20 protein-coding genes and 3 pseudogenes are annotated in these 23,071 nt (G+C 59.4%); 11 read left to right on the top strand and 12 right to left on the bottom strand.

Annotation, left to right across the window (positions count from 1 at the left end; all coding sequences use genetic code 11):
- The first annotated feature begins 88 nt into the window (after positions 1 to 88).
- The 3 genes and pseudogenes from OH720_RS12550 (at position 89) to OH720_RS31860 (ending at position 3,591) form a co-directional block, all read left to right on the top strand.
- Positions 89 to 1,411 (top strand): hypothetical protein, encoded by a 1,323-nt coding sequence (locus OH720_RS12550; RefSeq protein ID WP_180206258.1) that lies wholly within the window; start codon positions 89 to 91, stop codon positions 1,409 to 1,411.
- A 53-nt stretch (positions 1,412 to 1,464) separates the two neighbouring features.
- Positions 1,465 to 2,685, top strand: a pseudogene (locus tag OH720_RS31865) (PDC sensor domain-containing protein); the annotation flags it as partial.
- Positions 2,680 to 3,591 (top strand): methyl-accepting chemotaxis protein, encoded by a 912-nt coding sequence (locus OH720_RS31860; RefSeq protein WP_442967313.1) that lies wholly within the window; start codon positions 2,680 to 2,682, stop codon positions 3,589 to 3,591. The pseudogene OH720_RS31865 and the gene OH720_RS31860, both read left to right, overlap by 6 nt.
- Positions 3,592 to 3,782: 191 nt before the next feature.
- Here OH720_RS31860 and srmL read toward each other — a convergent pair whose 3' ends face one another.
- Positions 3,783 to 4,931, bottom strand: a complete 1,149-nt coding sequence (srmL, locus tag OH720_RS12540; RefSeq protein ID WP_272605864.1) for a PheS-related mystery ligase SrmL — start codon at positions 4,929 to 4,931, stop codon at positions 3,783 to 3,785.
- 461 nt (positions 4,932 to 5,392) lie between these two features.
- On the opposite strand from srmL, the gene OH720_RS12535 reads away from it, so the two are divergent.
- The 7 genes and pseudogenes from OH720_RS12535 to OH720_RS12505 all read left to right on the top strand — a co-directional run bounded on the left by OH720_RS12535 (position 5,393) and on the right by OH720_RS12505 (position 12,638).
- Positions 5,393 to 6,316: a hypothetical protein gene (locus OH720_RS12535; RefSeq protein ID WP_272605863.1), complete on the top strand. Its 924-nt coding sequence runs from the start codon at positions 5,393 to 5,395 to the stop codon at positions 6,314 to 6,316.
- 223 nt (positions 6,317 to 6,539) lie between these two features.
- Positions 6,540 to 7,091, top strand: coding sequence for a carbamoyltransferase C-terminal domain-containing protein (locus OH720_RS12530; RefSeq protein WP_272605862.1), 552 nt, complete (start codon positions 6,540 to 6,542; stop codon positions 7,089 to 7,091).
- Positions 7,092 to 7,094: 3 nt separating this feature from the next.
- Positions 7,095 to 8,318 (top strand): MFS transporter, encoded by a 1,224-nt coding sequence (locus OH720_RS12525; protein WP_272605861.1) that lies wholly within the window; start codon positions 7,095 to 7,097, stop codon positions 8,316 to 8,318.
- A 67-nt stretch (positions 8,319 to 8,385) separates the two neighbouring features.
- Positions 8,386 to 8,706, top strand: a pseudogene (locus OH720_RS12520) (methyl-accepting chemotaxis protein); the annotation flags it as partial.
- Between the two features lie 325 nt (positions 8,707 to 9,031).
- Positions 9,032 to 10,345 carry an amino acid permease gene (locus OH720_RS12515; protein ID WP_272605860.1) on the top strand — a complete coding sequence of 438 codons (1,314 nt, stop codon included), beginning with the start codon at positions 9,032 to 9,034 and terminating at the stop codon, positions 10,343 to 10,345.
- Positions 10,338 to 11,615, top strand: coding sequence for an aspartate aminotransferase family protein (locus OH720_RS12510; RefSeq protein WP_272605859.1), 1,278 nt, complete (start codon positions 10,338 to 10,340; stop codon positions 11,613 to 11,615). Before OH720_RS12515 ends, OH720_RS12510 begins: the two co-directional genes overlap by 8 nt.
- Before the next feature lie 9 nt (positions 11,616 to 11,624).
- A complete protein-coding gene (locus OH720_RS12505) occupies positions 11,625 to 12,638 on the top strand; it encodes a phosphotransferase enzyme family protein (protein WP_272605858.1) in 1,014 nt (337 codons plus the stop codon).
- A 170-nt stretch (positions 12,639 to 12,808) separates the two neighbouring features.
- Here the strand turns inward: OH720_RS12505 and OH720_RS12500 are convergent.
- Together OH720_RS12500 and hpaC are read right to left on the bottom strand one after the other, a co-directional pair.
- Positions 12,809 to 12,967: pseudogene (locus tag OH720_RS12500) on the bottom strand (DUF6124 family protein); the annotation flags it as partial.
- A gap of 518 nt (positions 12,968 to 13,485) precedes the next feature.
- The gene (gene hpaC, locus OH720_RS12495; protein ID WP_179055051.1) at positions 13,486 to 13,998 is read right to left on the bottom strand and encodes a 4-hydroxyphenylacetate 3-monooxygenase, reductase component; all 513 of its coding nucleotides are present in this window, start codon (positions 13,996 to 13,998) and stop codon (positions 13,486 to 13,488) included.
- Between the two features lie 259 nt (positions 13,999 to 14,257).
- Here hpaC and OH720_RS12490 point away from each other — a divergent pair, with 259 nt between their 5' ends.
- Positions 14,258 to 14,887: a response regulator transcription factor gene (locus tag OH720_RS12490; protein WP_008062087.1), complete on the top strand. Its 630-nt coding sequence runs from the start codon at positions 14,258 to 14,260 to the stop codon at positions 14,885 to 14,887.
- Positions 14,888 to 15,041: 154 nt separating this feature from the next.
- Here OH720_RS12490 and feaR read toward each other — a convergent pair whose 3' ends face one another.
- The 9 genes from feaR to OH720_RS12445 form a co-directional block, all read right to left on the bottom strand.
- Complete coding sequence (gene feaR / locus OH720_RS12485) at positions 15,042 to 15,962, bottom strand: transcriptional regulator FeaR (RefSeq protein ID WP_272605856.1); 921 nt, start codon at positions 15,960 to 15,962, stop codon at positions 15,042 to 15,044.
- Positions 15,963 to 16,113: 151 nt separating this feature from the next.
- On the bottom strand, positions 16,114 to 17,064 hold the full coding sequence (locus tag OH720_RS12480; RefSeq protein WP_272605855.1) for a PDR/VanB family oxidoreductase: 951 nt from the start codon (positions 17,062 to 17,064) through the stop codon (positions 16,114 to 16,116).
- A 166-nt stretch (positions 17,065 to 17,230) separates the two neighbouring features.
- Complete coding sequence (locus OH720_RS12475) at positions 17,231 to 17,971, bottom strand: SDR family NAD(P)-dependent oxidoreductase (protein ID WP_272605854.1); 741 nt, start codon at positions 17,969 to 17,971, stop codon at positions 17,231 to 17,233.
- Positions 17,972 to 17,981: 10 nt separating this feature from the next.
- Positions 17,982 to 18,482, bottom strand: coding sequence for an aromatic-ring-hydroxylating dioxygenase subunit beta (locus OH720_RS12470; protein WP_056723082.1), 501 nt, complete (start codon positions 18,480 to 18,482; stop codon positions 17,982 to 17,984).
- Positions 18,479 to 19,762: an aromatic ring-hydroxylating oxygenase subunit alpha gene (locus tag OH720_RS12465; RefSeq protein WP_272605853.1), complete on the bottom strand. Its 1,284-nt coding sequence runs from the start codon at positions 19,760 to 19,762 to the stop codon at positions 18,479 to 18,481. The genes OH720_RS12470 and OH720_RS12465 overlap by 4 nt, the downstream gene beginning before the upstream one ends.
- A 29-nt stretch (positions 19,763 to 19,791) precedes the next feature.
- Complete coding sequence (locus tag OH720_RS12460) at positions 19,792 to 20,910, bottom strand: amidase (protein WP_272605852.1); 1,119 nt, start codon at positions 20,908 to 20,910, stop codon at positions 19,792 to 19,794.
- The gene (locus tag OH720_RS12455) at positions 20,907 to 21,377 is read right to left on the bottom strand and encodes a nuclear transport factor 2 family protein (RefSeq protein WP_272605851.1); all 471 of its coding nucleotides are present in this window, start codon (positions 21,375 to 21,377) and stop codon (positions 20,907 to 20,909) included. Before OH720_RS12455 ends, OH720_RS12460 begins: the two co-directional genes overlap by 4 nt.
- A 3-nt stretch (positions 21,378 to 21,380) precedes the next feature.
- The gene (locus OH720_RS12450) at positions 21,381 to 21,752 is read right to left on the bottom strand and encodes a hypothetical protein (RefSeq protein ID WP_272605850.1); all 372 of its coding nucleotides are present in this window, start codon (positions 21,750 to 21,752) and stop codon (positions 21,381 to 21,383) included.
- A 26-nt stretch (positions 21,753 to 21,778) separates the two neighbouring features.
- Complete coding sequence (locus tag OH720_RS12445) at positions 21,779 to 22,942, bottom strand: acyl-CoA dehydrogenase family protein (RefSeq protein ID WP_272605849.1); 1,164 nt, start codon at positions 22,940 to 22,942, stop codon at positions 21,779 to 21,781.
- Positions 22,943 to 23,071 lie beyond the last annotated feature (129 nt).

Genomic DNA, 23,071 nt, shown 5'->3' with positions numbered 1-23,071 from the left:
ACCGAGGCAACAAGGCGCAAAAAATCCCGGCATTAGTATCTGGAGCGACCGCAACCCTGCGCTCAAGAACAAGAACGGATGCCACACCATGCTCAAGTCCCCCTTGCTTCGCCTCTCTACGCTGGCGTTGATGATCAGTGCCGGCCAGGCGAGCGCCTACGAACTCTACGCCAGTGACGACAGTCATCTGAACGCCACCCTGGAAGCGGTTTTCGGCGTGTTCCACAGCCAGGAAAACTACGCCCTGTCGGGTCGTCTCGACGAAGGTTCGTCTTCGTGGCGCGAGGGCTACATCAAGTACGGCCTGAGCTTCGACCAGGGCCTGGCGGGGGTCGGCACCGCCTACGGCGCGGCGAACATGCTCAGCTCCGGCACTTGGGGTGACGGTGACGCCGCCGGCTTCACCGACGGTTCGGAACGCACCACCAAGTTCGAAGACGCCTACCTCGGCTGGCGCTCGAGCGATCTGTTTCCGGTGCTGGGTGCCGACGGCATCGACCTGTCTTTCGGCCGCCAGAACATCGTGGTCGGCGACGGCTTCCTGATCAACGGCGACGCACTGAACCTGGGCAAAGGCCTGGCCGACGGCGAGTTCAACCGCGGTGGCGCCTACTGGCTGGCGGCGCGCAAGGCCTTCGACGAAACCGCGGTGTTGCGTATCGGCGGCAAGGAGGGCTGGCGCAGCGACCTGATGTGGTTGAAATCCAACAACCGCGCCCAGGCCAAGACTGAAATGTACGTCGGTACCCTGGAACACGTGGCCGAGGCCGGGACCGTCGGCCTGACCTACATCGACACCAAGGACGTCGATGAGGAGTTCGCCTCCCCCGCGCAACTCGAACGCGATGGCATGAAGACCTACAGCCTGCGCGCGACCGGCAACGCCGGGGTCAAGGACCTGTTCCTCTCCGGCGAATACGCCAAGCAGGACAAACCCCACACGGCCACCGAAGACGCCTGGTACCTGGAAGCCGGCTGGACCTTCTCCGAGGCGCCATGGACGCCGTATGCCGGCTACCGCTACAGCCGTTTCTCGGAAGGCTACGACACCCTGTTCTACGGGTTCAGCCGTGGTTTCGGTACCTGGTTCCAGGGTGAAGTGGCGGGCAACTACGCCGGCCCGTTCAACACCAACTCGCGCATCCAGCAACTCAAGTTCACCGTCTCGCCACTGGAGAACCTGACCGTCGGCGCGATGTACTTCAACTTCGACACTATCGACCGCGACCTGGGCAACACTGATGGCCACGAAGTCGACCTGTACGCCGAATGGCACCTCAACGACCACATCACGGTGATGCCGCTGGTTGGTCTGTTCCAGCCGGACAAGAGCGCCGACCAGGGCGGTACGCAGTTGGGCAACAACGACAAGAACCTCTACAGCCAGCTGATTTTCGCCAGCTCTTTCTAAGTCATGCCGGGGCAGTGGCGCATCCGCTGCCCCCGTGGAAAAAGGCCTTTCCCATGCACAGAAGATTCCTCACGATCCAGAGCAAGATCACCCTGCTCGCCGGCCTCTGCCTGGTGTTGGTGGTGGGCTTGCTGATGGGCCTGTCGCTTTACCAGACGCACAAGAGCAGCCAGCAAGTGGCCCGGGCCAGCAGCGACATGCTCGCCGACGCGGCCAGGGAACACATGCAGGCCCTGGGTAAAGTGCAGGCCATGCAAGTGCAACGCACCTTCATGCAGACCCACGAATTCGGCCAGGGATTGTCGCGGTATTTGCTGTACCTCAGGCAACTCCAGCACCAGGGCAATCTGACCCGCCAACAACTGCGCCAGGAGCTGAGCACCCAGCTGCAACAGGCCCTGATCGACAAGCCCGACCTGCTCGGGCTTTACGTCGTTTTTGAACCCGACGCGCTGGACGGTGCCGATGCCGGCTTCGCCAACAAGCCTGAGCTGGGCAGCAACGAGACCGGTCGCTTCTCCCTGTATTGGGTGCAAAGCAAGCCCGGTGAACTGCAAGCGGTGATCGGCGATGAAGGCCTGCTGGCCAACACCGAACCAGGCCCCAGCGGCGCCCCCTACAACGCGTTCTACACCTGCGCCCGCGACACCCGCCAGGCCTGCGTGCTGGAGCCCTACTTCGACGAGGCATCGGGCAGTCGCAAACTGGTGACCAGCGTCGCCTTTCCGCTGCTGGAGAACGGCAAGGTCATCGCCGTGGTCGGTCTGGACATCAACCTCGCCGCCTTGCAAAAGAACAGCGAGACCAGTGCGCTGCAGCTGTTCGACGGCCATGGCCAGATCAGCATCGTCAGCCCCCGTGGCGTGATTTCCGCCAACAGCCAGGACATCAGCCGCCTCGGGCAACCGATGGACAATGCCCAGGTGATGGACGCCTTGCGCCTGGGTCAGCCGAAGGTGTTTGTCGACCCACAGCAAATCAAGGTCCTCGAACCGCTGCCACCGATTACCGGCGCCGCGCCCTGGGGTGTGCTGGTCGGCGTGCCGCAGGAAGTATTGCTGGCACCGGTCGCCACCCTGCAAAAGCAACTCGATACCCAGGGCGTGCAAAGCACTGCGCTGGAACTGCTGCTCGGTGGCGGCTCGGCCCTGCTTGGCCTGCTGCTGATCGGGTACACGGCACGCCGGATCACCCGGCCGCTGCAAATGCTGACCCGGGTCATGGAGGACATCTCGCTCGGCGAAGGTGATTTGACCCGGCGCCTGCAAGTGCAGTCACGGGATGAAATCGGCCAGTTGGCCACGGCGTTCAACCGTTTTGTCGAGCGTATCCATCACTCGATCCGCGAAGTGTCGTCGGCGGCCCATGGCGTCAACCAAGGCGCGCGCCGGGTGCTGGACGCCTCCAATTCGTCGCTAGGCAATTTCGACGATCAAGCCACCCGCACCACCAGCGTGGCCGCCGCGATCAACCAGTTGGGCGCTGCCGCCCAGGAAATCGCCAACAACGCCTCCGATGCCTCGCATCAGGCCTCCAGTGCAAGGCAACAGGCCGAGGACGGTCGCCAGGTGGTGCAACGCACCATAGATGTAATGCACGAACTGTCGGCAAAAATCAGCGCGTCGTGCGTCAACATCGAAGTGCTCAACGACAAGACCGTGAACATCGGGCAGATCCTCGAAGTGATCAAGGGCATCTCCCAGCAGACCAACCTGCTGGCGCTCAATGCGGCCATCGAGGCGGCGCGGGCCGGTGAAGCCGGCCGCGGCTTTGCCGTGGTGGCCGACGAGGTGCGCAGCCTGGCCGGCCGCACCCAGTCCTCGGCGCAGGAGATCCAGCAGATGATCGAGGAACTGCAAGTGGGCGCCCGCGACTCGGTCACCACCATGACCGAAAGCCAGCAGCACAGCGAAGAAAGCGTCACCATCGCCAACCTCGCCGGCAGCCGCTTGAGCAGCGTGACCCAACGCATCGGCGAGATCGACAACGTCAACCAGTCCGTCGCCGCCGCCACCGAAGAACAGACTGCCGTGGTCGAGGCCTTGAACGTCGATATCACGCAGATCAATGCGCTGAACCAGCAAGGCGTGGAGAACTTGCAGGCGACGTTGCGAGCTTGTACTGAGCTTGAGCAGCAGGCGGCGCGGCTCAACCAACTGGTGGGAAGTTTCAGGATCTAAGCCTTTTGAGGGCTGATACACCGCCTTCGCGAGCAAGCCCGCTCCCACATTGGATTTCTGCGGTACGCAAATTTGTGTTCACCAGAGATTCCCTGTGGGAGCGAGCCTGCTCGCGATGAGACCAAAACATCCAGCATCACTGGCGTCTGACACTCGGTTTTCCAAGGCAAGTTATAGGGGCCTGGAGTGTTCTAGACTGCGGGAAAATCCATTCTGTAACCCGCCCCCGGTGCACCTTCATGCAACGCCGACTGAATTCGGGAATACAAGGCATTCGCCTCCGCAGTTGTGATTGACCGTGAACAGTCACGCAGTACAACGCGCAGAAGCACATTCTCCTGATCTGGCAATAATCCGAGTCGTTCAATGGCCTGGTCGGGCAAATCCGAGGACTGCCAACGCCCCTTGACCTGCATTTCTTCGATCCAGTCAGAACAGTCGCCAGCAGCCTGCAACATCTTTTCGGTTAACACCTCCTCGCTCAATCCCGGTGTTACAGCGAGCGAAATATCACGAGCAATCGAAGGCAAACGCGATACGGCGCTCCACGGTTTCAGATCGTGCATCTGCGCCTGTACTCGTTCGTTCTGGTCGCGCAGCAATCGAATGTCCGGTATGCCTTTGCGCAGCATAGTCAGTCGATCCAACCCCATCCCCAGCGCCAGTCCTCCATGTTGCAAAGGATCTATCTTGAGTCGCTCCAACAATGACGTCGCAATACGACCGCACTCCAGCACCTCGACCGGTGAGCCGTCATTCAACACATTCACCTCGATTCCCCCCTCCGTGTAGTGGTGCGGGCTATCGCTGAAGATCCAAGGCTTGTCAGGTACGGCCGATTTGAGGATATCGCCGACCAGACGCAACAAGTGTTCATGCTTCGCCAGTTCCGGATCACCGAGCACCCAGATATCCATCTGATGCGGTTCCGCACAATGCCAACGGTCCCGGCTATCGCGGCGGAAAGTGATGCCGGGGGCGGCCAGCAATATCGTCTCCCCCGGTTGCCGGACCTGAGCGGCACGCTGAAGCGCCGCCGGAATTTGACTGGTGGTTTGGGTGCGCAACAAAGAACATTCGTCGACCCAACGGGTGTGGGCACTTCCGAGGGTGATTTCTGTTGGGTCATAACCGAGCAAACCGTAGTTTTCCTCGGCGGACACAATCCGCGGCCCAGTCAGTATTTGAGCTTGGGGCCAGTCTCTTTCAGTCAGCCCCTGAAGGATCTCCTTAAGTAATATCCGAACCGCGTGATCGGGTGAGGCGGCTTCTGTTAGATCGACCTGCAACAGGGCTTGATGTACAGATGCGTCCGTAAGATATTTCTTTGATTCCTGCACTAAATAACCCCTTTTCCAAAATTTAATACCGGCCCCCAAAAAAAGAGAACCCACAAGGCAAGCTAACTACTTCAGATCATCAAGCACAATCTAAAATCGACGACAATTGACATTTTCAGAACAGGACTACAGGCACTACTTACACAAATAACCCAAAGGGCTTTACGACGACCATAAAATAATAATTCAGTCTAAAAACCCCCACACAAACCATTTAACACATCAAAAAATTCTGTATTAATAACCCCGCCCCATGAAAGCAGGGGCGGACAAACCAAAAACTTAAAAAGGACGACCAAATGAACAAAAAAATCTCCACCAAAGAAAAACTCAATCGTGTTACTACAGGCCCGGAGAACTTCGGCTGGGCGCCTTTGGCCTGGGCCCACACTGAAAACTAATTGATGCAAACGGGCGTCAGGAGCATTCTTGCCGCCCACTGACAACACAAGGAGGTACTCATGTCACACTCAACAATGATAAAGACTCTTTTTGGCCAAAGAGAACCGTCAATAGTTTCCGACTCAAAAACTTTTCTTCAAGAATGTACGAAACTAGGATTCAAGACCGCCAACCTCTCGGAAATTGATAGACTTCCGAAGTGCAGTATCATATTTTCTTTCACGAACACAGCGGCAAAATTGACGTTTGAAATAGCGAAGAACACACAAAGAAAGAAAAGCATATTTTGTGCTACACAAGTATTTGAGCCTTCTTTAGAAAGTGCACTCTATAGCTTGAAGCTCTTGTTGAAGAGCGATTTTGAGCAGGCGTTGAGCAAGCAAAGGTGTGTCCTGAACATGCTTAATTCGCACGAATCATTTTTATTGACTGGGAACGATTCTGACGCGTCAGTGACAATTTTCCCACATGCTCAAGCCTATGCATTAATCGCAGAGGACATAGAAAGTGATTTTGTCCAATCTGTGGCGGAATTTTTTGAAGTCCATTACGCCCACATGAACCCACAAGACCCTTGCCCATTTTCTTTCAGCGGGACTTTGAAAATCTCCGGAATACTAACAGTGCTTAGAAAACCCATTCCAACACTGCCAGAAGGCTTAAAGACATCACTCGCATGGCTAAGCAATCGAATACATGAAGAGGGTGCAATATTATCCGTCACAGGCAACACCATAACCTCACTAAAAATCAGTGATGAAGAACATGTAAAATTATTGGATCTTGCGGCAGGTTCTCGCGGAGTTAAGCTGACGGAATTTGCTATAGGGGTAAACGAGTCTATAGCGACAAGCATTAATTACAAAATAAACTCTCAACTGAATGAAGGGATTAACGGTGTTCATGTAGCTATCGGCGACGGCTCATCTGGCTATCACATCGACTTCCTTAGTCCAGACGTGAATGTCAGCCCAATACACTAGCAAATCCAACAACTTCCATGATAGCAATCGAGTCATCGCGGCGTCATTCACAATATCAGAGCCACAGTAGCCTCCTTAGCATTCTACGCAAGCAAACCTCCAGCGTATTACCAATTATACCACCTACGCGAAAAAGCTCGCCTTCATACTATATCAACGTCGTACACCTCCTCTGTGTTCGTTGGAGGTTTAGTGTGAGAGTGAGCCAGACCGCGATGAGGCCATGAAATCCAGCGTTCAAAGCCCTTTAATGCTAAGGGAAGTGTGTGAGGCGCTCCTAGAAGGCGAGATCATTTGTTGGGTTCAAGGTAATTGCGAAATTGGCCCTAGAGCACTTGGCAACAGATCAATTATCGCAGCCCCGTTCTCAGAAAACACCACAACAAGATTGAACACCATAAAACAAAGAGAGCCTTACAGGCCAATTGCTCCAATTTGCATTGAGGAGGATGCGACACTCTACTTTGAAGGATGTAACCATAGCAAATTCATGTTGTCATTCCACAAGGTGATTGATAATCGACTTAAAGCCGTAACTCACATCGATGGAGCAGCCAGAGTCCAAACCGTTAGCTATCAAGATAACACCATCATGCATAATCTATTATCAGAATTCAAAAAACTCTCAGGAGTAAGTGTCCTCTGCAACACATCACTAAATTTCAAAGGGAGAGGATTCATTAATTCACATACCGACCTAGAATCATTTTGCTTGAGCAAAAAAATATCTATGCTTGTAGTAGATCAAACAATGTATCGCATCAAACAGGATTGAGCCGTGAAGCCACCACAAATAAAAGGTTACAATTACTTATGTGGCATTCGATTGAGCAGTTCCGCCACTCTTTGGGTCGATTTTGTTCTTATCTTCACGGTACTTACATTTGGGTTCGATGCCTCACCAAAAACCTTAGGGTATGCGGCAGCACTGTATGGACTTCCTTCACTATTATTGGGGCCTCTTCTCGGAACTATTGCTGACTATTCGAACCCACTAAGATTTCTAACAATCAGCTTTGCAATTCGTTTTATAGTCGCCTGCCTATTATTTGGAGCGAGCTCTGAAGCTTACTTTTTATTCTTTGTTTTCATTAAAGGCGTGTCCAATCTCGGCTCTGGCGCAGCAGAGATCATTCTTACCAGGAAACTTCTTACAAGCAAAGACCTCGCAACCAATATTTCAATTACAACTATAATTGATCAATTTATTAAAATTTGCTCCCCTCTCGCAGCCGGCATTGTCGCAAGCATGACCGACAAAGCGCACGGCTTCTTAATTTCCGCTAGCTTTTCACTGTTTGGTGTATTCTGCGTCATCATGCTTTCCCTGCGCTATCGCGAGAAGATAACTTCCAGGCCTGAACAGCGATCATTTGGAAACCTTGAAGCACTTAAAATATTATTTCGCAGCGGCCCATCCACTCGGCTATTCTTCATTTGCGCATTAGTTCAGTCAGCAATCCTGGGCTGTTACGACTCACTTCTAAGCATATTCTTAAAAAACCTCGGCTTTGAATCTTACATATTTGGAACAATTGTTAGTTCAACGGCTGCAGGTGGAATCTTAGCTGGATTTTGCTTCAAATTTTTCTACCCCAGCAGAATTTATTTTTGCTCCACACTTTCCCTTGTCACATTTGGGTTAATGGTAGTCATAGCAGGATCACTTCAAGAACTAGAAACCATACCTACATACCCTGCATTAATACTTATATTTTTCGTTGCCGGCTTCACTTATGGATTGACCTCATTAGGATTTGGCCTAAGCCTTCAAAAATATTGCCCACTAGCTCATCTTGGAACAGTATCAGCGACTGCCCGAAGTTTAACTTTGTTATTCCTGGTGCTTGGACCTATTTTTGGTGCATGGCTATCTGCCCTGATTTCAATTAGCGGGGTATTTTTAGTCTCCGGGAGTGCCGCAATTTTTTTCGGCGCATTACTCCACCTCAAATACCAAAACATTTTCTCTCTGGAGGCGACTCGCATAGCAAATGAATGATTCAACCAACTCGACAATAGAATTGTTCTGCTCATATCTACTACGCCCAAACGGAGAAGAACTGTAAGTGGGTGCCCGCGATTCATTCACCACCATGACCGAAAGCCAGCAGCACAGCGAAGAAAGCGTCACCATCGCCAACCTCGCCGGCACCCGCTTGAGCAGCGTGACCCAACGCATCGGCGAGATCGACAACGTCAACCAGTCCGTCGCCGCCGCCACTGAAGAACAGACCGCCGTGGTCGAGGCGTTGAATGTCGACATCACCCGGATCAATACGCTGAACCAGCAAGGGGTGGAGAACTTGCAGGCGACGTTGCGAGCTTGTACCGAGCTGGAGCAGCAGGCGGCACGACTCAACCAGCTGGTGGGGAGTTTCAGGATCTAAGCCTTGGGTTAGCTGATACACCGCTTTCGCTGTAGGAGCCAGCGGTGCGGCGATCCGACTTGCCGGCGAACCAGGCGCTGCGGTGTACCTGCTGTACCGCGTCATCGTTCTTCGCGGGCAAGCCTCGCTCCTACAAAGCGAAGAACGATAACGCGGTACTCCTGTTTTCCTCCTGCCAAATCTGGCACCCACAACCAACCACATGGCATGCACGCAAACATGCCGCGCCGCACCCCACGCGTAGTATCAAGGCGTAAACCAAGCTCAACCCCCTCCATTTCTCACTAAAAACAATAAATCGACCTTCGGGTCGCGGGAGATTTCTGTGCTCAAGAAAAGTGCGTTGGGCTGGCCAAAGATCGCCGGCCTTGGAATTGCGTTGGTGGTGGCCGGGCAGTTTTCCGGCTGGAACTTTGGCCTGGCGGCCGGTGGCTGGCTGAACATGCTGATCGCCACCTTGTTGATGGCGCTGCTGTGTGGTGGGCTGGCGTTATGCGTGGCGGAACTGTCCACCGCGTTGCCCAGTGCGGGCGGTGTGTTCGTGTATGCGCAAAGTGCGTTCGGGCCGTTCGTGGGTTACCTCGTCGGGGTGGCTTGTGCGTTGGCCCTGACCATCGGCACCGGGGCGGCAGCGACGTTCATTTGTGCCTACACCGAGTCGATTTTCGGTCTTGGCGGCTGGCCGGTGAAGATCACCCTGTTCGCGGTGATCATTGGCATTCACCTGCGCGGCGTGGGTGAGGCCATGGGCCTGACGTTCATTGCCGGTGTGATTGCCGTCGTCGCCCTGCTGACATTCGGCGTGGCCATGGCACCGCATGTCGAACTGGCCAACCTGCTGGCGTTGCCGGCGAATGTCGCCACTCCCGTGAGCCTCGGCGGCATCTTCGCCTGCGTGCCGTTCGCCATCTGGCTGTTCATCACCGTGGAACAAACCGGTTCGGCGGCGGAAGAAGCTGAAAACCCTGGCCGCACCATGCCCCGCGGCATCCTCGCGGCCATTGGCACCTTGCTGGTCACCGCACTGGTGGTACTGGTCTGCGCACCGGGCGCCGGCGGTGTCGAGCTGGTGGGCTCGGCGGGCGATCCGTTGTACGCCGCGATGTCCAGCAACAGCGCATTTGGTGAAGGCTCGTGGCTGGCCAAGGTGATCGGCTGCGGTGGCGTGTTCGGTTTGATCGCCACTTTCTTCTCCCTGGTGTACGCGGCCTCCCGGCAACTGTTCGCGATGGCTCGCGACGGCCTGTTCCCGCAGTGGCTGGGCAAGACCGGCAAACGCGGCACACCGTATCCGGCACTGCTGCTGATCGGCGCGATCGGCCTGCCCTTGTCCGAAGTCGATCCAGCCACGGTGATGCTCGCGGTCGTACTGCTGCTCAACGTTTGCTACCTGTGCATTTTCGGCGCGTACCTGCGCATCAAGAGCAGCCAGCCCGACCTGCCACGGCCCTTCCGCCTGATCGGCGGCAAGCTGGTCGCCTGGCTGGGCCTGGCCCTGACGCTGGTGGTGGTCGCCGCCTGCTTCCAGCTTGACCTGAGCATGCTGATCGCCCTCGGCGTGACCTTCGCCCTGTGTATTTTCAACTTCCTGCTGCGCAATCGCCGCACCGCCCCAATCGAGGTTCCAGACCATGCCTGACACTCTCCTGCAACGCCGTCACCGTGTACTCGGCAGCGCCTCGCCGCTGTTCTACGACAAGCCCCTGCACCTGGTGCGCGGCGAAGGCGTTTGGCTGTTCGACGTCGACGGTCGCCGCTACCTGGACGTGTACAACAACGTGCCCTGCGTCGGTCACTGCAACCCCCACGTGACCGAGGCCATGCACCGTCAGGCCACCACGCTGAACATCCACACCCGCTACCTCGACGAGCAGGTGGTGCGCTATGCCGAACGATTGACCGCGACCTTCGGCCTGCCTCTGGACACAGCGATGTTCACCTGTACCGGCACCGAGGCCAACGAACTGGCGCTGCGCCTGGCACGCTACGCCAGCGGCGGCACCGGCATCATCGTCAGCGATTACAACTACCATGGGAATTCCGCGTCGCTGGCCCAGGTCACCACTGCCCTGCCCTCACCGGAACCCTTTGCCGCCCATGCCCGTGCGGTGCCGATTCCGTGCCTGTACCGGGCACCGGCAGGCACCAGCGAGGCGCAACTGGCCGAGCGATACGCGGCCAACATCGCGGCCGCCATCGCCTCGATGCAGGCCCAGGGCATTCGCCCCGCCGCGCTGCTGATCGACACCTTGTTCGCCAACGAAGGCTTGCCCCGGGTGCCGGCCAGTTTCGTCGCCAAGGCCGCCGAGTTGATCCGCGCTGCCGGTGGCCTGTTCATCGCCGATGAAGTGCAATCGGGTTTCGGCCGTACTGGCGATCATCTCTGGGGTCATCAGGCCCACGGCGTCGTGCCGGACATCGTCACCCTCGGCAAACCCATGGGTAACGGCTACCCGTTGGCCGGGTTGATCACCCACAAGGCGCTGGTGGAATCGTTCGGGCGCAACGCCATGTACTTCAACACCTTCGGCGGCTCGCCCGTAGCGGCGGCGGTCGGCATGGCGGTGCTGGACGAGATTGAACAAAAGCAGCTACTGCAAAACGCGCAAAGCGTCGGTGCTTATGTGCAGCAGCGTTTGCAGGTTCTGGCAGACAAGCACTCGATCATTGGCGACGTGCGCGGCAAGGGCCTGTTCTTCGCCATGGAACTGGTGCGCGACCGCGCCAGCAAGGAACCGGCCGGGCTGGAAGCGCGCAAGGTGGTCAACGACATGCGCGAGAACGGCGTGCTGATCAGCAAGATCGGCGCCGGCGACAACATTCTCAAGCTGCGCCCGCCGCTGGTGTTCAGCCGCGAGCACGCCGACCTGTTCGTCGACACCCTGGACCATGCCCTGAGCGCGATTTGAGGATCTGCCATGACTGAATTCCACACCCTGAGCCACGATCAGCAAGTCGCCCGGTTGCACGACCTGGCGCGCCACGCCCTGCAACACTGGGACGGCGACTTCGGCGATATCGAACTGGTGAAATTCCGCGAGAACGCGGTGTTCTCTGCCCGCCGTCAGGACGGCCAGCGGGTGGCCCTGCGCATTCATCGCAATGGCTATCACTGCGAGGCGGCGCTGCGTTCCGAATTGCAATGGATGGAAGCCCTGGAAAGCGCCGGGATTACAGTGCCACAAATCATTCGCGCCCGGGACCGGCGCCACTTGATCGAAGTGCGCCATGCCGATATCGGCGAACGCCATGTCGACATGCTCGCCTGGTTGCCGGGCACCACGGCCGGCACCTCGGAGACCGGGGTGCAGGCCGATACCGAAATCGATTTCCTGTTTGCCGAGGCCGGCGCGATCGCCGCGCGCATTCATGTGCATTCGACAGAGTGGCAGCAGCCGGACGAGTTTATCCGGCATGCCTGGGACGAGGAAGGCTTGATCGGGGCGAATCCGTTCTGGGGGCGTTTCTGGGAGCTGCAACAGCTAAGCGACGAACAACGCGACCTGCTGCAACAGGCCCGGCGTGCTGCGCGCAAGGACCTGCGCCAATACGGCCGCCATCTGGGCAACTTCGGTATGATCCACGCCGACCTTGTCCCGGAAAACCTGCTGATCGAAGGCCCGCGCCTGCGCTTGATCGACTTCGACGACGCCGGGTTTGGCTGGCACATGTTCGAACTGGCGACCGCGCTGTATTTCTGCCTGGATGATCCGCGATATGAGCAGATCAAGACGGCGCTGCTCGAGGGTTACCACAGGGTCAAGCCGTTGACCGAGGCGGATCGCAAGACGCTGGCGTTGTTCCTGATGCTGCGCGGCACCACCTACCTGGGCTGGATTCATACCCGCCAGGGCACGCCGACGGCGATTGAAATGGCGCCGATGCTGATTGAGCGGGCTTGCCGGTTGGCCCGGGAATATTTGCACGCCTGATAGATCGACTTCGCGAGCAGGCTCACTCTCATTTGGATTTATGTCGCACACAAACCCTGTGTTCACGGAGATCCCTGTGGGAGTGAGCCTGCTCGCGATGGCGGTGTCTCAGTCACCTAAGTTGCAGGATGTGCTGGCCTCATCGCGAGCAGGCTCGCTCCCACAGGGGGTCAGCTGTGTGTCGCAGACTCGGATGAATCCAGGTTATCCAGCGCCCGGTTCACCGCCAACTCTCCCAACATGATCACTTGGGCGATACCCAGCAGCGTGTTGCGGTGCGAGCCTTGCAGAAACCCCGCCAGGTCATTGCTCATCACACTGGCCGAGGCGGATCAGGCGTTACCTTGAACATGATTTTCTTTTCCGTTGTGATGCAGCCACTCCATCGCTACTAAACGAGGGGTGGCGGCTGTACGCAGGTTAGTAGACCGGGGAAAAGAAGAAAGCCGGCGCGCCCAGGGACGCCCTACGCACAGCCACCATCAAATTCAGGTATGGAATTACCTGTATGACCGTCACTCGTGCACCTTCTAATACCACGGGCTACTAAACCCGATCACTGGAGATCAGTGACGCGAATCAAGTTACCGATGGCTGCCAAGGTGCACAAGCCGGCGGATTCTGGCGTACCTGTAGACAATGACGCAAGGCGCTGTAGTTTGCAGGAAGTTGATCTGACAGCCATTAAACACGTGCTTCGACCTGAGACCGCCTTCGCTTGTAGGAGCGAGCGGGCGGCGATCCGACTTGCCCGCGAAGAACGATTACGCGGTGCAATAGATGCACCGCGGCGCCTGGTTCGCCGGCAAGCCTGGCTCCTACAAGCAAGGAACGATAACGCGGTCTATCAGCAATGCGCCCCAGCGTGTTCCAGGCGATGGAACAACCGGTTGAAATACACCAGGCTATCGCGCGGTTCGCGCACGCCAACCTTGTCCAGCTCCACGAACATCACCGAGTGCGAACCCACTTCCTTGCATTCGCTGATGCGCCCCTCCAGTTGCACCAGGGCATCGCGCAGCACCGGTACATCGGCGGCGCCGTCGTCCCACAGGTCCCAGGCAAAACGTTCGGCCATCGGCACCTGGGTCATGCCGGCGAAGTGCCGGGCCAGTTCTTCCTGTTCGCCACACAGCACGTTGACGCACAGGCGGCCGTTGCTGCGGAACACGTCGTGGGTGGCGCTGTTGCGGTTGACGCACACCAGTACCGTGGGCGGCGAGTCGGTCACCGAGCACACGGCACTGGCAGTGATGCCGCAGCGCCCGCCCGGGCCGTTGGTGGTGATGATGTTCACCGCAGCAGGCAGCTGCGCCATGGCGTTGCGAAAGTCGATTTGCTGCTGGCTCAGGTCGGCCATGTCGATGCCCCTTCCTTCAGGAGGACCGCTTTGAATGCGGCCCGTAGGTGATGGAACAAGACTAAGGCTGCGGGCTCGGCGCAACCATTCTGACGATCCCCACGTAGAGGTAGGCTTTCCGCTAGTCGACTAGGTGGTTTCTTTATCGCAAGGGCCGGCGACAGTGGGTATCCTGCTTACAGGCTGGAAAAAACACAGCCCATGCGTGCCGCGCGTTCGCGTGCGAAAACAATAATTAGAATTTTCGTGGCAGCCCCTGATGGAAACCCGCAAACCGATTGTTTACATCGTTGACGACGACAAAGACTTGCGCACCTCGCTGGCCTGGCTGCTGGAGTCGGTCAGCGTCCAGGCGCAGTGCTTTGCCGGCGCCGAAGAATTCCTCAGCCAGTACGACCCCAGGCAGCCCGCCTGCCTGGTGCTGGATGTGCGCATGCCGGAAACCAGCGGTTTCCAGTTGCAGGAGATCCTCAACCAGCGCGGCAGCACCTTGCCGACCATTTTCGTCTCGGCCCATGGCGACATCCCGATGTCGGTCACGGCGATGAAGAACGGCGCGCTGGACTTCGTCGAGAAGCCCTACAACCCGCAGCAGATGATCGACCGCATCCAGGCGGCACTCAAGACCGCCGTGCACGCCCAGGCCGACCAGCAGCAGCGCCAGAACCTGCAGGGCAAGCTGGCGCTGCTGACCAGCCGCGAGCGGGAAGTGTTGATGCTGGTGATCGATGGCAAGGCCAGCAAGGTGATCGCCCGGGAGCTGAACATCAGCGTGAAGACCGTTGACGTGCACCGCACCAAGATCAAGGAAAAGATGGGCGTGAGCAGCATTGCCATGCTGGTGCGCGAGGTGCTGCATCTGCCGGTGGATGAGCCGGCGCGGCATTGAGATAGAGGCTAGAGGTCTAGCTCTTCAGGGATCTTGAGTCAGTCATCGCGGGCAAGCCCGCTCCCACAGTGATTCTTGTCGTTCACAGATTTTGTGAACGCCATCAATACCTGTGGGAGCGGGCTTGCCCGCGATGAGGCCGGCACATTCAACATCAGTGCTGGCTATAACGCTTGCGATAAGCACCCGGCGACACGCCAAAGCGCGATTTGAACGCCGACGAGAAGTAGCTGGAATCGGAAAAACCCCAGGCGTAACACAGCGCCGACAGCTTCTGCTCAACATCGGCACGGCGCAGGTTTTCCGCGCAGAAGTCCAGGCGCCGGTGCTTGATGTATTGCGCCACCACCAGGCCGCGCTTGGAGAACATCCGGTACAGGCCGCGCACGGAAATACCCACTTCCCGAGCGATCAATTCAGGGCACAGTTCTTCGTCGCTGAGGTGCGCATCAATGAAGGCGATGATTTTGCGGAACTGCCGCTCATGGGGATCGGCAGCACCGTCACGGGCGCTGATCCCCGGCAGCAGCAGGCTGGCCAGGGCGTCAAGCACCGCCTCGCTTTCCTGCATGTCCAGCCCTTCCTGCTGACGCGTCTCCAACACGAGCTTGTTGGCCATCGCCGCCAGGGGGCTGTTGGCGCCGATGCGCGTGGCGCAGTTGACGGCAGTGAAGTGTGACCCCCGCTCCACCACCTGACGCGGCAGGATCAGCGACAACTGGCGCGAGTCATCGTTGTAGGTCATGTCGCTCGGGCGGCTGGCGTCGATCAGGGCGATGTCGCCACAGCCCAGTTGCGTGCGGTTCTCGCCCTGCTCCAGGTGCGAGCTGCCGCGCAGCTGGAACACTGCGTAATAGTGGCCGTCGCTGCTGGTGCTGACGTCCTTGCTGGTGCGATACAGATGCACGTGCGCCATGTCGACCACACTGAGGTTGATCGCGCCGCTGCGAAATTCCGTCAGTTGGCCGTAGAAGTCGGTGTCCAGCGCCCGGGCGTCGAAACGCCCGCAGGCCTGGTTCACCTGGCTCAACCAACTTTCGAACGCCTCGTTGCGCACCGTCGATGCTGTAATCATGTCCGCAAAGCCTCACGTTTTTGTTGTTATTTTTCGACCGCTTCGCCGAGCGGTTCGGTAAAAATGTCTGGTGTTCCAGCCTTCTCCTCCCTGGGGGCCGCCGGGCGCCCATTCAACAGGCTCCGGCGCACGCTTTCCAGCGTCCTTTACGTCAAATGTCCAATACCAGACGAGCGGAAAGTGCCCGTGAAACGCAGGCGCAAATCTGCTGGTTGGAGGCCTTTTCCTTGTTGGAAAGGCAGTTGTCGCGGTGCTCCGGCACGCCTTCCAGCACCTCGACGATGCAGGTGCCGCAGATGCCTTCGCGGCACTCGGTGTCGATGTCGCAACCGTGGGCCTGCAACACATCCACCAGGCTGGTGTTGGCCGGCACTTGCAGCACCACGCCGGAACTGGCCAGCTGCACTTCGAAACCACCGGCCGGGGCACTGTTGGCCGCCGGATCCGCAGCAAAGTGCTCAAGGTGAATGGCCTCATCGGCGCGACTGCGCGCCGCCACTTCCACCACTTTGTTCATGAACGGCGCCGGGCCGCAGGTGTAGACGTGGGCCGCGGGGTTGGCGCGGTCCAGGCAGGCGCTCAATGCACCATCCAGATCGCCCGGTTCGACGCCGTAGTGGAACTCCACGTGATCGCCGAAATTCGTCGCCAGCAACTCGCTAAACGCGGCGTACTGCGCCGAGCGGGCGAAGTAATGCAGGCGGTACGGCTGGCCGCTTTCCGCCAGTCGATAGGCCATGCTCAACAGCGGCGTCACGCCGATGCCGGCGGCGAACAGCACGTGTTCGCGGGCACTCGGGTCGAGGCGGAACAGGTTGCGCGGCGCGCCCATTTCCAGCTCCATGCCCTCTTCCACTTGCTCATGCAAGGCTTGCGAGCCACCGCGCGACTGTGGCTCTTTCTTCACCGCCACCAGGTAGGCGCGGCGATCCTGCGGCGGGCTGCACAGCGAGTACTGGCGGGTAACCCCGGTCGGCCCGGTCAGGTCGACGTGGGCACCCGGTTCATAGGTGTCGAGCGGCTGGCCGTCACTGCGCACGAGGCGAAAGGAACGGATATCCTGTGCTTCGTCGACGATCCTTTCGATTTTCACCTTCATCATGGCATCACCTGAAATACATTTGTTTTTGTTTAACGGTACAGACTGATTCGCCCCCCGTAGGAGCGAGGCTTGCCCGCGAAGAACGATGACGCGGTTCTCCTGATAGACCGCGGTGACTGGTTCGCGGGCAAGCCTCGCTCCTACAGGGGGGGCATTTTTCTGCTGCTTAGCGCATGTACAGGCCGCCATTGATGTCCAGGCACGCACCGGTTACGGAGGTGGCGTTGTCGGCAATCAACAACAGCACGCTGTCGGCGATGAACGCCGGGTCACCGAGCGTGCCGGCCGGGATCATCTTCAGGATCTGTTCCAGGCGCTCCGGGGCCACGGTTTCGCGCACCACCGGCAAGTCCAGCGGACCTGGCGAAATGCTGTTGACCGTCACGCCTTGCGGCGCCAGTTCACGGGCAAACACCTTGGTCAGCGTCGCCACGCCGCCCTTGGCCGCGGCGTAATGCGCGCCGGTGGCGGTGCCGCCGTTCTGCCCGGCCAGGGACGCGATGTTGACGATGCGGCCAAAGCCACGCTCGGCGAAGTGCGCGCCGAACACCTGGCAGGCGACGAAAGTGCCGCGCAGGTTGATCGCCATTGACTCGTCGAACTCTTCCGGCGTGATGTCCATCAGCGCCGCGACTTTCGACACCCCGGCGTTGTTCACCAGGATGTCGCAGCCGCCCCAATGCTCGACCAGCACGTCGCGGGCATGCTGGAAGTCGGACTTGCTGCGCACATCCAGCTCAATGGCGACAGCGCTGGCACCGCTGGCATCCAGCTCGGCAGCCAGGCGCCGCACGCCATCGAGGCGCACGTCCGCCAGGGCGACGCGATAACCCGCCCCGTGCAGACGGCGGGCGATGCACTCGCCCAACCCGCGCGAGGCACCCGTTACAAGGGCTACTCGACTCATGATGTTGCCCTCACAGAAGGAAGCCGAGCGCGCTCAGGCTGTCGGTGGAGTTGATCAGCCGCACCACTTTGCGTTCCAGGGTCGGCACGCCATCGGTGAAACGGATGCGATGGTTCAGGTCGGCCACGAACGGCGTGTGCACGCCGCGCTTGTAGGCGTACAGCAACTGCGCCGAGTTGACCTCGACGATGTCGCCGGCGGCTTCGACCAGGCGGAAACGCGAGATCGTGCGGATGGTTTTCGCCGCGTCCACCGCCGACGGCGAGTAACCGGCGGTCAGGCGTTCGATGCGCAGGTCACGCATGCGTGCGTCATCGTAGGCGTAGTTCAGCGTCGCCTCGAAGTCTTCGGTGTCCGGGTCGATCGGCACGATGTACTTGCCGCTCTCGCTCCACAAGGTCGCCCATTCGGCGTAGTTCTTGTGGTCGAGCAGTTCGGCTTCGCGCCAGATGAATTCGATGGCCTGGGCCAACGGGCCGGAAAAACCGTTCAGGGTGTCTTGATTGCTCATTGGCTCATCATCCTTTTCCACATGTCGTAGGCTCCGCGCATGCCGCCTTCGTCGGTGGCGTGGCTGACCTTGTCGCCGTTTTCAGCGGTGATTTCGCGGTTCAGGCCGCGGTTGACCAGGATTGGCGCATCGACGCCGGCGTACGAGCCGCGCTGCACGCGGTCCCAGGCTTCGGCATCGTCGGGGCTGCCGAAACCGAACGGGCCCTGGAAGTGCTCGTGGATACGCATGCGTTCGCGGTTGGCGATTTCCGGGCCGCCGTCCATGCCCAGGGCCACGTGGCGGATCTCGGTCTCGGTGACCGACACCGGGCGCAGCACGCGGAAGAACGACATCGACATGGCCACGTTGGGGAACAGGTTCAGGTTGAAACCGGCGCCGTGCAGCGAGCGCACGATACGGCGCACCTGATCGGCCGGCATGGTTTTCGACAATTCTTCGGTGACGTGGGCAAAGCGTTCCTGCAACTGCTCGGTGCCGTCATCGTGATCGAGGTCGACGTGCTCCGGCACCATCACCATCACACTGTGGCCGTTGCCCAGGGAGTGAGTGACGGCCTGCTCGTCGGTCATGAACGAGAGCATTTCCGAGGTTTCTTCATCCACCGACGACATGAACGACTTGTGCACGATCGGGAAGTGGTAACCGTCGGTGGTGTTTTCCAGCTGGATCTTCCAGTTGCCCTTGAAGCTGAACTTGTGTTCGCCCTGGGTCTTGATCGGGTAACCGGCGCCCTGCTTCATGAACAGGTCCATCCAGTGCTTGGCGCCGCCAAGGAAGTCTTCCAGCGGTTCGATCTCGTCGTTGTAGCTGGCGAAAACCATGCCGGCGTAGCTTTCCACGCGCAGGCTGGTCAGCGGCAATTCCGACTTTTCCAGGATGCCTTCATAGCCGTCCGGATATGGCAGCGCGCGCAGCTTGCCGTCCAGGCCATAGGACCAGCTGTGGTACGGGCAGGTGAAACCGGTGGCGTTGCCCTTGTGCTTCTCGCACACAGTGGCACCGCGGTGGCGGCAACGGTTTTCCAGCACGTTGATGTTGTTCTTCTTGTCACGAACGACGATCACCGGGCGGCGGCCAATGGTGGCGGTCTTGAAGTCGCCGCTGTTGCGCACTTCACTTTCGTGGGCGACCCACACCCAGGTGCGGTAGAAAATCTTCTCGAGCTCGGCTTCGAACAGCGTCGGGTCGTTGTACAGCGAGACGTCGACGCGGTCGTGCTGGACCAGCTCTTCGGGGCTTTTCGACGTTGCGATCAGCCGGTATTCATGAGTGCTCATGCGGTTCTCCTCATGGCTTCTTGTTAGATTTAAAGGGTTGAGGCTTGCAGCTGCGCACCGAAGGCGCAGACGAGTTCGTCCTGGCCTTTGCGACCGACAATCTGCAGGCCGACTTTCAGCCCGCCGCAATCGAGTTCCACCGGCACCGTCAGCGCCGGATGGCCGCTGAGGTTGAAGGGACGCACCAACGGGGTCATGCCGGCCACGGCCTTGCTGCCGCTGCGCGCTTCGCTCAGGGTCGGCGGCAGGCTCGGCATGGTCGGCAACAGCAGCACGGCGAAGTCTTCCAGCGCGGCATCCACCTGCTGGGTGAAACGGGTGCGCACGGCTTCTGCCTCTGCGAGCTCTTCACGAGTAGTGCGGCTGGCCGCCAGCAGGCGGGTTTCCACATCGGCACCGATCAGGCCTTTGCCGGTCAGGTGACCGAACGCAGCCCAGTTTTCGAAATTGATCACGGTCAGGCCCGCGGCGAACGCGGCTTCGAATTCGCTCAATTGCAGGTGGCTGCGGCGCCAGCCCGCGCGGTCGGCGGCAGCACCGAGACTGGCTTGCAGGTGGGCGTCACAGGCCACGTCGAGGAAGCCGACCTTGGCGCCGTCACCTGGCAAACCTTGCACGTTGAAGCCCGGGCAAATCACCTGCATGGCGGCGATCAGGTCGTCCATGGTCCTGGCGAATGGCCCGACGCAATCGAGGCTGGACTCCAGCGGATGCGCGCCGATGCGACTTACACGGCCGTAGGTCGGCTTGAGCCCGGCGATGCCGCAGCAGGCCGCCGGCACCCGCACCGAACCACCGGTGTCGGTGCCGAGGGCGATGTCCGCGAGGCCCGCCGCGACGGCCGAGGCCGAGCCGCTGGAGGAACCGCCGGGCACTCGATCAGGCGCTTGCGGGTTGATTGGCGTGCCGGTCCAATCGTTGATACCGGTGACGCCAAACGCCAGCTCATGCAGGTTGGTCTTGCCGACGATCTGCCAGCCCGCGTTAAGAATCGCGTCTACCACTTCGGCGTTTTTCATCGCCGCCGGTGCATCGGCAAAGGCACGACTGCCGGAGCGGGTCGGATGGCCGGCGATGTCAATGGAATCCTTGATGGCAACGCGTTTGCCGTTGCCGCCCAGGAGAAATTCGCTGATGAAGGTACTCATACAACCAGCTCCTTGTTGAACAGCCGTTGCGTGCGGAAATGCGCGATCAGCCAGGTGCCATCCACACAGCGGAAATCGATGTTCAAGCGCGTGCCGAACAGTTCGCTGCGCTGATCGGCGTAGGTGGAAATCTGCTGCATGATCCACTGCCCTTGCGCCATGCTGCCGTCGACCACGATCGACTCGCTGGTGAGGTAATGCAGGTTCAGCTGAAAGTGGTCCGACGGCGGCAGGTAACCGCCGACAAACGCCGCCACGGCCTCGCGTCCACGATGCTGGCCGAAGGTCTGCGCGGTCTCGCGACCCACGCCTTCCCAGATCGCATCGAGGCAGAACAGCTCGGCCAGCTCACTGACGCGAGTCGGCGCCCTGGGCACGTCGCACAGGTCCATGTAGTGCGCCATCAAGCGACGCACTGCGCTTTCCCCTTCGAGCGTCGCCAGACGCTGCAGCAAGGCCTCGTTCATGGCTTACACCTTGGCCGCGTCAGGGATGGTCAGTGGGCGACCGATGCGCGCTTCGACCTTGGCGTAGCGCCACAGGCTGTACTCGTTCACCGGCGTGGTGCGGAACAGGTTGCAGGCGTCGATCACCGACTGGTGGCAGTCGACGTCGGCCATGATGTACACGGTCCAGGGCGAGGTAGTGGATGGGCCGACCATCAGGCGGTCGTCATCCATGGCGCCGAGCACGGTGATGCCGGGCATCGCGCCCAGGTCGCCCATCATCCGGCTGAAGCCTTTCCACACGCTCAGGCCTTCGCCGGTGGGCAGGTCGAAAAAGTTCTGGGTGATGCCGATGCAGAAGACGACGCGCAATGGTTCTTGAGTGGCTTGGGTCATGAGTATTGATCCTTGAATTAGAGGTTTCAGATGTAGCCCGGGAACGGCGGTACGCCGAGGAACACCGAGCCGGCGCCGTCATACAGCCCTTCGCTGAGGAAGGCGTGCTGGGTCACCACCATTGAGTCACGCAGGTAGCGTTGCAGCGGATGGCGCAGGTAAATCGCGGTGGTACCGGCCAGGCTGTAGGCGCTCTGCACCACTTCGGCGCCGGCCTGGGACACGTGAATGGCGGACAAGCGCAACAGGCTGGTCTGCTCCGGGGTGACCGGATTGCCCGCGAGGATCGAGTTCCACACCTGTTCGGTGGCGTTGTAGAAGAAACCGCGGGCGGCAGTGAGCTTGGCTTCGGCCTTGGCGATTTCGATGCGTACGTAGGCGCGATCGGACAGTTTCGGCGCGCCGGTGATGCCACTGCCGCCAGCCATGCGGCTGATTTCATCGAGGGCAGCGCGGGCCAGGCCGAGGTTGACCACCGCCAGCACTTGCGCGGCATAGGCAATCGAGGGGTAACGGAACAGCGGTTCGTCGATGGTCGAGGCACCGCCGCGGATGAATGTCCAGCGCTCGTCGACGCGCTTGTCGGACACGCGCAGGTCGTGGCTGCCGGTGCCTTTAAGGCCGACCACGTCCCAGTTCTCGACGATCTCTACCTGCTCCGGACGGAACACCGCGGTGCGTGGCTTGCCACCCGCAGCACCGATGCCCACGCCCAGCAAGTCAGCGCCCTTGCAGCCGCTGGCGAATTTCCAGGTGCCGTTGACTTGATAGCCGCCCTCTACTGCTTCGGCCGGCTGCAATGGAAACAGGCCGCCGGCAAACACCAGGTCAGGGCTTTGCGCATAAAGTTCAGCCAGGGTTTCGCGGGGCAACGCCGCCAGGTAGACGCCGGCACTGCCGAAACTGGCAACCCAGCCCGCCGAGCCGTCGGCTTCGGAGATACGCTCGATCATTTGCAGGAACAGGGCCGGCGCCAGGGCGTCACCGCCGAAGCATTTTGGCGTGGCGGCACGGTAGATACCCACTTGCTTGAAACGCTCGATCATGTCCCGTGGCACATGGGAGCCGGCGTCGAACTCGTCGCGGCGCTGGCGTACTTCAGCCAGTACCTGCTGGAATGCCTGGCTATCGACCACTGGCTCGTCAACGCCGATCAGGGCGTCTTGTTGCGCGACCGCTGAACGCAGCATGGGCTTTCTCCGTTTTGCTTATTGTTAGATGGCTGTGGTTAACGCTCCCTCCTTGTAGGAGCGAGGCTTGCCCGCGAAGAACGATGACGCGGTCTATCTGAGAGACCGCAGCGCCTGGTTCGCGGGCAA

Source organism: Pseudomonas sp. WJP1 (assembly GCF_028471945.1).
Classification (GTDB): Bacteria; Pseudomonadota; Gammaproteobacteria; order Pseudomonadales; family Pseudomonadaceae; genus Aquipseudomonas.
Note: the sequence above shows the minus strand (reverse complement) of the source record. Positions and strands in the feature narration are given on the sequence as shown.